The organism is Blautia sp. AF19-1, from assembly GCF_003479155.1.
Taxonomy (GTDB): Bacteria; Bacillota; Clostridia; order Lachnospirales; family Lachnospiraceae; genus Fusicatenibacter; species Fusicatenibacter saccharivorans.
In genome coordinates this window covers 51,592-64,318 of the sequence record NZ_QUGQ01000013.1, presented here as the reverse complement: position 1 = coordinate 64,318, position 12,727 = coordinate 51,592, and the positions used below count along the sequence as shown (strand labels likewise).

At 50.5% G+C, this 12,727-nt stretch carries 9 protein-coding genes and 2 tRNA genes; 2 read left to right on the top strand and 9 right to left on the bottom strand.

Features of this window, described 5'->3' with window-relative positions; translation table 11 throughout:
- Nucleotides 1-21: 21 nt before the first annotated feature.
- The 3 genes from rpoD to DWX26_RS10130 all read right to left on the bottom strand — a co-directional run bounded on the left by rpoD (nucleotide 22) and on the right by DWX26_RS10130 (nucleotide 4,072).
- The gene (rpoD, locus tag DWX26_RS10140; protein ID WP_022462739.1) at nucleotides 22-1,164 is read right to left on the bottom strand and encodes an RNA polymerase sigma factor RpoD; all 1,143 of its coding nucleotides are present in this window, start codon (nucleotides 1,162-1,164) and stop codon (nucleotides 22-24) included.
- 105 nt (nucleotides 1,165-1,269) lie between these two features.
- Entirely contained in the window at nucleotides 1,270-3,048 is a 1,779-nt protein-coding gene (gene dnaG / locus DWX26_RS10135; RefSeq protein WP_118601363.1) for a DNA primase, read from the bottom strand.
- A 16-nt stretch (nucleotides 3,049-3,064) separates the two neighbouring features.
- Nucleotides 3,065-4,072: a deoxyguanosinetriphosphate triphosphohydrolase gene (locus tag DWX26_RS10130; RefSeq protein WP_118601362.1), complete on the bottom strand. Its 1,008-nt coding sequence runs from the start codon at nucleotides 4,070-4,072 to the stop codon at nucleotides 3,065-3,067.
- 203 nt (nucleotides 4,073-4,275) lie between these two features.
- Between DWX26_RS10130 and DWX26_RS10125 the strand changes: the two genes are divergently transcribed.
- Nucleotides 4,276-4,360 (top strand) — tRNA-Leu (locus DWX26_RS10125).
- 25 nt (nucleotides 4,361-4,385) lie between these two features.
- Nucleotides 4,386-4,470, top strand: a tRNA-Leu gene (locus tag DWX26_RS10120).
- Nucleotides 4,471-4,672: 202 nt separating this feature from the next.
- Here DWX26_RS10120 and ilvA read toward each other — a convergent pair.
- From ilvA to plsX, 6 genes are all read right to left on the bottom strand, one after another.
- Complete coding sequence (gene ilvA, locus DWX26_RS10115) at nucleotides 4,673-5,884, bottom strand: threonine ammonia-lyase (protein WP_118601378.1); 1,212 nt, start codon at nucleotides 5,882-5,884, stop codon at nucleotides 4,673-4,675.
- 35 nt (nucleotides 5,885-5,919) lie between these two features.
- Nucleotides 5,920-6,861 carry a signal recognition particle-docking protein FtsY gene (gene ftsY / locus DWX26_RS10110; protein WP_022462735.1) on the bottom strand — a complete coding sequence of 314 codons (942 nt, stop codon included), beginning with the start codon at nucleotides 6,859-6,861 and terminating at the stop codon, nucleotides 5,920-5,922.
- A gap of 60 nt (nucleotides 6,862-6,921) precedes the next feature.
- Nucleotides 6,922-10,482, bottom strand: a complete 3,561-nt coding sequence (gene smc, locus DWX26_RS10105; RefSeq protein WP_118601361.1) for a chromosome segregation protein SMC — start codon at nucleotides 10,480-10,482, stop codon at nucleotides 6,922-6,924.
- 7 nt (nucleotides 10,483-10,489) lie between these two features.
- Nucleotides 10,490-11,182: a ribonuclease III gene (gene rnc / locus DWX26_RS10100; protein ID WP_055218876.1), complete on the bottom strand. Its 693-nt coding sequence runs from the start codon at nucleotides 11,180-11,182 to the stop codon at nucleotides 10,490-10,492.
- A 105-nt stretch (nucleotides 11,183-11,287) separates the two neighbouring features.
- Entirely contained in the window at nucleotides 11,288-11,521 is a 234-nt protein-coding gene (gene acpP / locus DWX26_RS10095; RefSeq protein WP_117802558.1) for an acyl carrier protein, read from the bottom strand.
- A complete protein-coding gene (gene plsX / locus DWX26_RS10090) occupies nucleotides 11,511-12,551 on the bottom strand; it encodes a phosphate acyltransferase PlsX (protein ID WP_118601360.1) in 1,041 nt (346 codons plus the stop codon). The genes acpP and plsX overlap by 11 nt, the downstream gene beginning before the upstream one ends.
- Between the last annotated feature and the right edge of the window lie 176 nt (nucleotides 12,552-12,727).

Genomic DNA, 12,727 nt, shown 5'->3' with positions numbered 1-12,727 from the left:
TCTTTTCTCCTGACCGAAAACTTAGTCCAGATAATCTTTAAGTTTTCTGGAACGACTCGGATGGCGGAGCTTTCGAAGCGCTTTCGCCTCAATCTGACGGATACGCTCTCTTGTAACGTTGAACTCTTTACCAACCTCTTCGAGGGTTCTCGCACGGCCGTCATCGAGTCCGAAACGGAGACGCAGAACCTTCTGCTCACGGTCGGTCAGTGTGCTTAAGACATCCTCCAACTGCTCTTTCAGCATCGTGAATGCTGCCGCATCTGCCGGTACCGGCACATTGTCATCCTGGATGAAGTCACCGAGGTGGCTGTCCTCCTCCTCGCCGATCGGGGTCTCAAGAGAAACCGGCTCCTGGGAAATTTTCAGGATCTCGCGGACACGCTCCACAGACATGTGCATCTCCTCTGCGATCTCTTCCGGCGTAGGTTCGCGGCCTAACTCCTGCAGTAACTGACGGGAAACGCGGATCAGCTTGTTGATCGTTTCTACCATATGAACCGGAATACGGATTGTTCTCGCCTGGTCTGCAATCGCTCTTGTGATCGCCTGGCGGATCCACCACGTTGCATACGTAGAGAATTTGTATCCTTTGCGGTAGTCGAATTTTTCCACCGCTTTAATAAGACCTAAGTTACCTTCCTGAATCAGATCCAGAAACAGCATACCACGGCCTACGTAACGTTTTGCAATCGAAACAACAAGACGAAGGTTTGCCTCTGCCAGACGTTTTTTTGCTTCCTCATCTCCCTCTTCCATTCTCTGTGCCAGCTTAATCTCTTCCTCTGCAGAAAGAAGCGGCACTTTACCGATCTCTTTTAAGTACATGCGGACCGGATCCTCAATGCTGACGCCTTCCGGAACGGAAAGGTCGATGTTCTCCATATCGATCTCTTCTTCTTCAGAAAGATCGATGTCATCGTCGTCCAGAAGGAGAAGATCACGGTCTGCCGCATTTGGATCCTCGGTCATGTCTGAAAGACGCAGTACATCGATGCCGCTTGCCTCCAGGTATTCAAATACCTTCTCCATCTGCTCCGCATCCAGCGGCATATCGCGGAAAAAGTCGTTGATTTCCTGATATTCCAGGACGCTCTTTTTCTTTTTGCCGTATGCTACCAGCTCTTTTAATTTTTCCATAAATTTTGCTTTATCGAACTCCATTGACTGTCCATCCTTCCATAGCTTGTATATATTCTGTCCCTGCCCTGCGAAATTAAACACGCAGAACAGAAGATTCCAGGGTTTTTCTTTGGTATCCAGGCCTCCTTAAAAAGCGAAATCCGGAAGTTCCCCTGCTTTCCACCGCTCCAGGCTCTTTTTGTCCGCCATCAGCTTCTGCAGCGCCGCCATATCGGTCACATTCATATGCGCCGACTGATACGCAATGCTGTTTTCTTTCATATTGCAGATCACATCATGCAGCGCGCGCCGTTTTTCCTCCTCTGTCTCCAGCGGGATTCTGGCATTAAAAAGGCCTGCAACTTCTTTCTGCTCCTCGGAATCAACAAACTGATTCAAAAGCTTTGCCGGATTCACCCCGTCCTCGTGATACTGCAGCACAATCATCTCTGCAATCTGGCGGTAAAGAGGTGTGGTAAAATCCTCCGGCGTAATATATTTTTCCAGTTTTCCAATGAGCGCCGGATAAGAGGTCATCCATGTCAGCATCAGCTTCTGTGCTTTTTCGACACCGCCCTCTTTCTCTTTTTTGTTTGCGGCTGTATTCCGCGGCTTGACACGCTCCGTCCTTCCGGCTCCTGATAGTGCCATCTGACCGACCTGCTTTCGCAGTACTTCGACGGCAATCCCGTATTTTCCTGCCACTGCCTCAAGATAACTGTTCCGCTCGATCTCATCCTCGATTGCAACGAGACGACGCACCGCCTCATGCAGGAAATCGGATTTGCCCTGCGGGTCGGCAAGGTCGAAATCGCGTTCCTTCATGCGGATCTCATACAAAACGCTGTTCTCCGCCTCTTCCAGACGTTTTTCGAACGCTTCGCAGCCCTCGTGCTGGATAAACTCATCCGGGTCCTTATACGGTCTCAAATTGACGACACGCGTTGTAAGACCAACCCCTTTGAGCATCGGAATCGCACGAAGCGCCGCTTTGACGCCTGCCTCATCGCTGTCATAGATCACAAGAACCTCGTCGGTATACCGTTTCATCAGCCCCGCCTGCAGCGATGTGAGTGCTGTTCCAAGAGAAGCTACCGCGTTATTGAATCCTGCCTGGTGCATGGAGATGACGTCCATATAGCCCTCGCAGATAATCAGATTTTTTCTCCGTGAAGAGCGCGCCAGATGCAGCCCGTAGAGATTGCGGCTCTTATCGAAAATCTTTGTCTCCGGCGAATTCAGGTATTTCGGCTTTCCATCCCCCATCACACGGCCTCCGAAGCCGATGACACGGCTGTTGGCATCCATGATCGGGTAAATGACACGGTTCCAGAACTTGTCCTGCATGCCATGCACCTCGTCCGCCAGAAAAAGGCCCGACTGACGCAGGATTTCATCGTCATACCCTTTTTCTTTTAAGAAACGGTACAGCAGGCTTCCATACTTATCTGAATAGCCAAGGCCGAATTTTCGAATCGTATCATTCGAAAGGCCGCGCCCCTTCAGGTAATCGTAGCCCTGCTTTCCGCGCTCGGTGTGGAGCTGGTAATAATAGAATTTCGCCGCCTGCTTATTGATCTCCAGCAGCGTATTCTTTAAATCCGCCTGCTCCTTTGCTTCTTTCGAATACTCCATCTGCGGAAGCTCCACCCCGGCCCGGTCGGCCAGAAATTTCAAGGCTTCCACAAACGTGAAGTTTTCGTATTCCATCAAAAATGTGAAAACATTTCCTCCGGCTCCGCATCCGAAGCAGTAATACATCTGCTTTCCTGGGCTGACGGAAAAGGAAGGGGACTTCTCATTGTGGAACGGGCAGAGCCCGAAGTAAGAGCTTCCTCTTCTTGTCAGCTTTACGTAGCCGGATATCACATCTACGATGTCATTTTTCATACGAATCTCTTCCACTAAATCATCGGAATATCGCATTTTTTCCTCCCTGTATCTAATAAACCGCCCAGGCTTTCGGCACGAACAGCTCCTCGTATTTGTGCATGGAATACTGATCGGTCATACCGGCAATGTAATCGCATACTACCTGTGTCTTGTCCTCGCCGCACCCGATCAGATTCCGGTACTCGCGGGACATCTGTTCCGGGTGCTCCTGGTAGTAGGTGTAGAGGGAAATCAGCATCTTCTTTGCCTTCTCCTCCTCTTTTTTCGCCTCCTGGTTGCGGTAGACGTTCGCGAACATCAACTCCCGCAGCATGCGCATTCCCTCGGCAATCTCCGCCGACTGGCGCACATACTCCGTTCCGCGGCTCTGCTCCACAATGTCGTGGATCAGCGTATTGAGCCGCTCGCGGCATGTATCGCCAAGGACGACGCGGATCGTAATCGGGATGTCATCCTCGCTTAAAATGCCGGCACGGATGGCATCGTCCATATCGTGGTGGATGTAGGCGATCTTGTCGCAGAGACGCACAACCTGTCCCTCCAGGGTCGACGGCTTTCCCGCCGTGCGGTGGTTCAGAATTCCATCCCGCACTTCCCAGGTCAGGTTCAGGCCCTGTCCTTCCTTTTCCAGAACCTCCACGACACGGACGCTCTGTTCCGCGTGGCGGAAGCCCCCGGGATGCACCGCATTGAGCGCCGCTTCCCCGGAATGGCCGAACGGCGTGTGGCCGAGATCGTGGCCGAGCGCAATGGCTTCGGTCAGATCCTCATTCAGATTCAGCGCCCGCGCAATCGTGCGGGCAATCTGGGACACCTCGAGTGTGTGCGTCAGGCGGGTCCGGTAATGATCTCCCTGCGCAGCAAGAAACACCTGTGTTTTGTCTTTCATCCTGCGAAAGGCTTTGGAGTGGAGAATCCGGTCCCGGTCTCTCTGGTAGACGGTGCGGATGTCACACTCCGGTTCATATCGGTCCCTTCCTCTGGAATTCCGGCTGTGCGCCGCATAAGGACTCAGCTCCTGAAATTCCCGTTCTTCAAACGATTCTCTCAAGTTCAAACGAAGACCACCTCTTTCCCGGTAATATGCCTGTAACAGTTCTTTTCATTGTCCTCCTATTTCCTATATTCGGTGCCCGATTCCGATTTCCTTTTTTATTTTTCAAATTTTTCAAATTTTTTCAAAAAAAGTGTTGACGGCTTACAACTCTGGTGCTATAATACATCTTGTCGTCAGCGAGATGACAAAAACTTAAAGAACATGCGGAAGTGCTGGAATTGGCAGACAGGCCAGACTAAGGATCTGGTGGTCATTGCGATCGTGTGGGTTCAAGTCCCATCTTCCGCATGAAATTCAAAAAACTACATAACATGCGGAAGTGCTGGAATTGGCAGACAGGCCAGACTAAGGATCTGGTGGTCATTGCGATCGTGTGGGTTCAAGTCCCATCTTCCGCAGAACGAAAACCCTTGTGCATGCAAGGGTTTTTTCCTGTTCAAAAAAAATCAGACCAGACAAAATCCAGATAAAAATTTCTACTGCTCTTTTTTTTATTTCCTAAACTATTTTTCTTTCAAAAAAATCAGAGGAAATTCCTTTCTGGATCCCTCTGATTTTTTATTTTTCTTTTTTTCAGAATTTTCTCTGCAATTTCTGTTTTTACAGGTTCGGTCTTACAATCTTCGGTGTATAACCAGCCTCTTCCAGTGCTTTGACGATACGGTTCTTGTGATCGGTGCCGAATGCCTCCATTGTGATGCGGAGCTCTACTGCAGCACTTCTGTTCGTTGTAAAGAACTGGTTGTGGTCCAGTTTGATGACGTTTCCGTTCTCGTTTGCAATCACCTGGGAAACGCGTACCAGCTCGCCTGGTTTATCCGGCAGAAGAACGGATACAGTAAAGATACGGTCTCTCTGGATCAGTCCGTTCTGGATCACGGAAGACATGGTGATGACGTCCATATTTCCGCCGCTTAAGATAGAAACAATCTTTTTGCCCTTGACATCCAGATGCTTTAATGCAGCCACAGTCAGAAGACCGGAGTTCTCAACGATCATCTTGTGGTTTTCTACCATATCAAGGAATGCTACGATCAGCTCATCATCATCCACAGTAATGATCTCGTCCAGGTTCTGTCTTACATACGGGAAAATCTTGGATCCCGGTGTCTGTACTGCAGTACCGTCTGCAATTGTGCTGACAGGAGATACGGTCGTTACCTCGCCTTTTTCAAAGGAAGCCTTCATACAGGCTGCTCCGGACGGCTCAACACCGATGACTTTGATGTTTGGTTTCAGCAGCTTTGCCAGTGCGGAAACACCGGTAGCCAGTCCGCCTCCTCCGATCGGAACAAGGATATAATCTACGAGCGGAAGCTCCTGAATCACTTCCATAGCGATGGTTCCCTGGCCGGTTGCAACGGTCAGATCATCGAACGGGTGAATAAAGGTATAGCCATGCTCTGCTGCAAGCTCGTATGCTTTTGCACATGCCTCATCGTACACATCTCCGTACAGAACAACCTCAGCGCCGTAGCTCTGGGTACGCTCTACTTTGATGAGCGGTGTGGTAGTCGGCATTACGATGACAGCCTTTGCACCGTAGCATTTTGCCGCATACGCAACGCCCTGTGCATGGTTTCCTGCAGATGCGGTGATCAGTCCTTTTGCGCGCTCCTCTTCACTTAAGGTGCTGATTTTGTAATAGGCACCGCGCAGCTTATAGGCGCCGGTCAGCTGCATATTTTCCGGTTTTAAGTAGACTTTATTTCCCGTCTGCTCGCTGAAATATTTGCTGTAAACCAGTTTGGTCTCCTGTGTTACTTTTTTTACGATTTCAGACGCTTCCTCAAATTTCGGGAGTGTCAGCATTTCTTCTGCCATAGTCTTTTCTCCTTGTTGTCTTTTTAAGCATTCTCTTCGGATGTATGGAACAGTGCATTTACAAACTGGTCTGCATCAAATTTCTGTAGATCGTGGATGCTCTCGCCCACGCCGATGTATTTGACCGGAATATCAAGCTCGGACTGGATGGCAACGGCGATACCGCCCTTTGCAGTTCCGTCCAGCTTCGTCAGAATGATACCAGTGACATTTGCCACTTCTGCAAACTGTCTTGCCTGCTGCAGCGCATTCTGGCCCGTGGTACCGTCCAGCACCACCAGCGTTTCCAGGTATGCCTCTGGGTACTCTTTTTCCAGAATCCGGTAAATCTTGTGGAGCTCTTCCATCAGGTTCTTCTTGTTGTGAAGTCTTCCTGCCGTATCACAGATCAGCACATCCGCATTTCTGGCTTTTGCCGCTGCGACTGCATCGTACACGATGGACGCCGGATCTGCTCCGTTCTGTCCGCCGATGATATCCACGCCGGCGCGGTGCGCCCACTCCGTGAGCTGCTCGCCTGCCGCTGCACGGAACGTATCTGCTGCCGCAAGAACAACCTTTTTGCCCTGATCCTTCAGAAGGCCGGCCAGCTTTCCGACGGAGGTCGTTTTTCCGACTCCATTGACACCGATCACCAGCACTACCGATTTCCGGTTTTCAAATTCATAGGCTGTATCGCCTACATCCATCTGTTTTTTAATGCTCTCGATCAGAAGCTGTTTGCACTCTGCCGGATCGGTAATGTGCTCTTCTGCCACCCGTTCTTTTAAGTGGTCAATAATTTTGGTCGTTGTATTGATGCCGATATCTCCCATGACGAGAATCTCCTCGATCTCCTCATAAAAATCGTCATCAATATTGGAATAGCCGCTGAAAATAGAATCAATTCCAGCTACAATGCTGTCTCGGGTCTTCGTCAGACCGTTGACAAGACGTTTGAAAAAGCCTACTTTCTCCTCCGCCATACCGTTCGCCTCCCTTTATCTTTTCTATCTTACTTCTTTCGTATTGTATCTTATTCGTTTCTATTTGTCCAGTTCTCCCTCGATCAAATCGACAGAAACAAGGGTAGAAACACCCTTCTCCTGCATCGTGATGCCGTACAGACGGTCTGCCGCCGTCATCGTACCGCGCCTGTGGGTGATGACGATGAACTGGGTATTTTTTGTCAGCTTATGCAGATACTGCGCAAAACGCGTTACGTTGGAATCGTCGAGCGCCGCCTCGATCTCGTCAAGTAAACAGAACGGGGACGGCTTTAAGTTCTGGATTGCAAAAAGCAGCGCAATCGCGGTCAGTGCCTTCTCGCCTCCGGAGAGCTGCATCATATTCTGCAGTTTCTTTCCCGGCGGCTGGGAAATGATGCGGATACCTGCCTCGAGTACATCCGTGTCCTCCTCGAGCTCCAGCGTTCCCTTTCCGCCGCCGAACAACTGGCGGAACACGCGGTCAAACTCTTTCCGGATCTCCTCGAATTTTTCCGTGAACTGCTTACGCATACCTGCATCCAGCTCATCGATGATGCCCTGCAGTGTCTCTGCCGCTTTGACAAGATCGGTGTGCTGTGCATCAAGAAATGCGTGGCGCTCCGAAATCTCTTTGTACTCCTCAATCGCATTCACATTGACAGAGCCAAGTTTCCGGATCGCATCTTTTACTTCCAGCACACGCCGCTTTAATTCACTGCGCTCCGGAATCTCCTCCATCTGGAACTCTCTTGCGTGGCCCGGTGTCACTTCGTACTCTTCCCAGAGATACGAGGTCTGTGCCTCTTTTGTCTCCTCCAGCTTTTCTTTCTGGCTGTTCAGACGGAAGCACTCTTTGTCCATCAGGGAAATCTGGTCGGAGAGCTGATCCCGCTTCTCGAAAAATTCTTTGTGATCTGCGCTTAATGCTTCTTTTTTCTCCTGCAGTTCCACAATCCGGCGGTCTTCCTCTTCTTTTGCCTGCACTGCTGCTGCAATCGTCTTCTGGATCTCCACGATGTCCTGCTGTTTCTTTTTGACATCGTCTTTTTCCTCCGCCGCTTTTTCCAGCATGGTGCGGCTTTCCGCTTCCAGTTTTCCCGTCTCTTCCTCAAGACGGCGGATGTTCTGGGCAAGGAATCCATCCTTCTGGGACAGATTTGCGTAATTTAACCGGATTTCTTCAAGATCCTTCGTATATTCTGCTTCCCGGCGGCGAAGCCCTGTAAGCGCCTCCTGCGCCTTCTGGATATTCTCCTGCAGCGTGCTTTCCCGCTCCACCGATTCCTGCATTTCCTGACCGATGACTTTCCGGTTCCGCTCAATCTCGGCGATCTGATTTTCAATCTCGAGACTCTCCTTCTGAAGCGCTTCAAAATCCAGACGGATTTCCGTCTTTTTCTCGCGCGCTTTTTCCAGATTCAGGCGCACCGTATTCTGCTCGATGTACTGCCGCTGCAGTTTTTCATTCAGCTCGGTGCGGAGATCACGGATTTCATTCCGCTTATTTTTCTTCTCTTCAAGTTCCTGCTGGATTTCCCGCAGTTCCTTCGCAAGACCCTGTACGCTCTTTTCGAGTTCCTCAATCTCACGCCGTCTTCCGAGCAGGTTGCTGTTGTTCCGGAACGAACCTCCTGTCATGGAACCGCCCGGGCTCAAGAGCTCGCCCTCGAGGGTTACCATGCGGAGCGTCTGACGGTATTTCCGCTGAATCACAATGGCATGGTCGATCGTGTCGACCACCAGCGTTCTTCCAAGCAGCTGTGCCACAAGGCCCTCATACACCGGGTCGTACGAAACAAGTGCATTTGCCACACCAAGCACACCGGTTTCTCTTGCCGCATCCTCATTCACCTGCGTTTTTTTCCCGCGCATACTGGTGAGCGGAAGGAACGTCGCACGGCCGAAATGGCCCCGTTTCAGGTATTCAATCAGGTATTTCGCCGTCGCCTCATTGTCGGTGACAATATTCTGAATGCTGCCGCCAAGTGCGGTCTCGATCGCCGTCTCGTACTTTTTCTCCGCCTGCAGAAGATCCGCCACAACGCCGTGGATGCCGGGATTCCGGTCTTTCTGCTCCATGACCTTCCGAATACTGTTTCCATAGCCGTCGTACCGCTCGGTGATGTTCTTTAAGGATTCGAGCCTTGACGCTTCTCTGTGGTAATTGGTCTGGCCGGCTTCCATCTCTTTCGTCTGGTTCGAGAGATCCGCCGTCAGCGCGGTAATCTTCTGATCTGCCTCCTGGTACTGCTGTTTCAGGCTGCTTACCGTCTCTTCGAGCGCTTCAAACGCGTTCTGCAGTTCTTCCATCTGCCCGTTCTGTTCGGACTCGCTCGTCTTTAAATGCAGCACCCTCTGGCTTAATTCTGCCTTTCGGATGCCGATCTGCTCGAGCATCGCATCGTAGCGCTGCATTTTTCCCTTCGTGGAACCCCGCTGGTTCAGAAGGCCGATGACTTCGCTCTTATCCTGTTCACTCTGCAGCTCGACTGCCTGGATCTGCTCGTGGCATTCCGAGAGAGCGGCCTCTTTCTCACTCTTTTCCGTCTCTGACGCAAGAAGTGCTTCATGAAGCCCGTCCTTTTCTGCCTGATATGTATTTTTTTCTGCCGTCTTTGTGCGGCTCTCCGCGCGGATCGCCTCCAGACGTTCTCTTAATGTGTCGCTGTTCCTCTCCGATGCATGAATCTGCTCGTTCAACACCTCGATCTGGTTTTCGAGCTGCTGGCGTTTCAGTGCATTCTCCCCCGCCTGATCGCGCGCAGAAAGAATCGTCTGGTCCAGTTTTTCCTGCTCCTGTTCCAGCTTTTCATACTCCTGCTTCGTATGCTCAAAAGCCTCTTTCGTGCTCTTTAACTGCTCTTCTGCAATCCGGTACCGGTCTTCTACTTTCGCGAGATCGTTCCGGATGCGCTCCATCTCGAGCAGAAACATATTGATATCGAGGATTTTTAATTCCTCTTTCTTCTTTAAATAAATCTTTGCCGTCTCAGACTGGCGTTCCAGCGGCTCTAACTGCCTTGTCAGTTCCGAGAGAATGTCGTTGACGCGCACCAGATTCTGCTGCTCTTCCGCCAGCTTCTTTTCGGTCACGGCCTTCCTTCTCTTGAATTTGACAATTCCTGCCGCCTCGTCAAACAGCTCCCGGCGCTCTTCCGGCTTACCACTTAAGATCTTATCAATCTGACCCTGTCCGATGATGGAATAGCCTTCTTTTCCGATACCGGTATCGTAGAACAGCTCGTTGATGTCTTTTAACCGGCACGATGCACCATTCATCAGATACTCGCTCTCACCGGAGCGGTAGAGCCGTCTCGTCACCGTGACTTCCTCGAAATCGACATTCAGCTTGTGGTCAGAATTGTCGAGTGTAATTGCAACCGACGCGTAGCCGAGCGGCTTTCTCGTCTCGGTTCCGGAGAAAATAACATCCTGCATATTTCCGCCGCGGAGCTGCTTGGCGCTCTGTTCGCCGAGCACCCAGCGCACCGCATCGCCAACATTGCTCTTTCCACTGCCGTTCGGCCCTACAACGCCGGTAATACCGTCGTGGAACTGCAGAATGGTTTTGTTGGCAAACGACTTAAATCCCTGCATTTCAATGGATTTGAGATACATAATTCACCTACGCTTTTTTTCTGGCAAGAATTGCATCGTATGCCGCTGCCTGTTCTGCCGCTTTTTTCGTTCTGCCCTTTCCGGTACCGAGCGCTTTCTTTCCGACGCTGACCTGTGCCCAGAAGCTCTTGTCGTGATCCGGTCCCTCTTCTTTTAAGATGGTGTAAACAATCTCTTCATCCGTCTCACCCTGGATCAGCTCCTGCAGAATCGTTTTGCTGTCGTAGAAAAGCTGTTTGTGTTCGATATCGTTTAAGATATAGTTCAGAACGAACGTTTTTGCCGGTTCAAAGCCGCCGTCCAGGAAAATCGCACCGATCGTTGCCTCCATAGCATCCGAAACGATGGAATCGCGGTGACGGCCGCCGGTTGCCTCCTCGCCCTTTCCAAGGAGTAGAAAGCTGCCAAGGTCAATCTCACGGGCACAGAATGCCAGTGCCGGTTCGCAGACGAGACTGGCGCGCTTTTTCGTCATCTCACCCTCCGGGAGACGCGGGAATGTCTTGTATAAAAATTCGCTGGATACAACTTCCAGCACGGCATCTCCTAAGAACTCCAGACGCTCGTTGCACTCCAGGCGCTCCATATGGTGCTCATTTGCGTAGGAAGAATGGCGCATCGCCATCTCCAGCAGTCCGAAATCCTGAAATTTATACTGGATCTTCTTTTCCAAATCCACGAGTTTATCAATATTATTCATAACCTGTTTTAAGCCTGTCCTTCCTCATAGTTACCGTTTGCAGGTGTTCTGCGGACGGTAACAAAGGGGCTGTCCTGTAGCAAACAGCCCCTTCGCCATTTTCTATTATTCTGCCAGTTTCTTTTTGATCGCTTCCACCGCATCCTCAACCGATACGATGTGCTCTGCTTCTTCTGCTTCGATCTGGATATCAAATTCTTCTTCAATTCCCATCACAATCTGAAATACATCCAGGGAATCCGCTCCCAGATCATCTGTAAAGGTTGTCTCCATGGTTACTTCATTCGGATCTACGTTTAATACATCCGCAATGATCTCCTGTAATTTCTCAAATTCCATCTTTCGCTGCCTCCCTGCTGCTCTTATAGTCTGCCAGATGCTCCTGCACTTTCTGCGGAATCTTCTCCTCGCTGAATGAAATGCACTGGAGAATGGAATTTTTAAATTCGTTGGCTTTTGAGCTTCCGTGCGTTTTTACAACGAGTCCTTTTAAGCCAAGCAGCGGTGCTCCGCCGTACTCACTGGCATCAAAAGACTTCAGTGTCTCTTTCAGCGCCGGTTTCACAAGAAGGGCTCCGATTTTACTGCGCAGAGATGTCATCATGCCCTGTTTTACCTTGGAAATCAGGGTCGCGCCGACGCCCTCATACAGCTTTAAGATAACGTTTCCGACAAACGCCTCACAGACAACAACGTCTGCGGCTCCGTTTGGAATTTCTCTTGCTTCGATACTGCCGACAAAGTTGATATACGGGGTTTCTTTCAGAAGCGGATACGTCTCTTTGACGAGCGCGTTTCCTTTTTCTTCTTCCACACCGATATTCACGATTCCCACACGCGGATTTTTAATGCCGACAACGTGTTCCATATAGATGGAACCCATCATGGCAAACTGCACCAGATGGGACGGTCTTGCATCAACATTCGCACCGCAGTCGATCAGAAGGGATACACCGTCTTTCGTCGGGATCAGCGGAGCCAGCGGCGGGCGCTCTACGCCCTTGATGCGTCCTACGATCGTCTGTCCGCCGACCAGGACTGCTCCGGTGCTTCCTGATGAGACAAACGCGTCTGCCTCTCCGTAGCGCACTTTTTTCATGCCGACAACGATCGAAGAATCTTTTTTGTGGCGGATCGCATTGACCGGCGGCTCTCCCGTCTCAATGATCTCGGTTGCCGGAACGATCTCAACCCGCTCCTTCGGGTACGTATATTTCTGCAGTTCTTTTTCGATGACATCCACCTGGCCGACCAGCTGGACTTTGACACGTTCATCTGCGTTTACGGCCTCAACGGCGCCTTTTACCGGCTCCGCAGGCGCATAATCGCCGCCCATCGCGTCCACTGCAACTCTGACTAAGTCACTCATGTTTTTTCCTCTTTTCTCTTTTCTAAAGCGCGTTTGAAAACTCTTTTTCTTTCAAAAAACCGTTTTCAACCACGCTCTAAAAGCACTCATGCAAGTGCTGTATTAACTATACTAAACTCCTTTGCAAAAATCAAGCACAAATGCCCATCCGCGCTTTCTCCTGTATTCCAAAAAAG

Bases quoted from the DNA above. Each gene is read 5' to 3' on its own strand.
- plsX (WP_118601360.1), bottom strand. From the start codon at position 12,551: ATGAGTGACTTAGTCAGAGTTGCAGTGGACGCGATGGGCGGCGATTAT.
- ftsY (WP_022462735.1), bottom strand. From the start codon at position 6,861: ATGGCGGAGGAGAAAGTAGGCTTTTTCAAACGTCTTGTCAACGGTCTG.
- rpoD (WP_022462739.1), bottom strand. From the start codon at position 1,164: ATGGAGTTCGATAAAGCAAAATTTATGGAAAAATTAAAAGAGCTGGTA.
- ilvA (WP_118601378.1), bottom strand. From the start codon at position 5,884: ATGCTGACACTCCCGAAATTTGAGGAAGCGTCTGAAATCGTAAAAAAA.
- dnaG (WP_118601363.1), bottom strand. From the start codon at position 3,048: ATGCGATATTCCGATGATTTAGTGGAAGAGATTCGTATGAAAAATGAC.
- acpP (WP_117802558.1), bottom strand. From the start codon at position 11,521: ATGGAATTTGAGAAATTACAGGAGATCATTGCGGATGTATTAAACGTA.
- smc (WP_118601361.1), bottom strand. From the start codon at position 10,482: ATGTATCTCAAATCCATTGAAATGCAGGGATTTAAGTCGTTTGCCAAC.
- rnc (WP_055218876.1), bottom strand. From the start codon at position 11,182: ATGAATAATATTGATAAACTCGTGGATTTGGAAAAGAAGATCCAGTAT.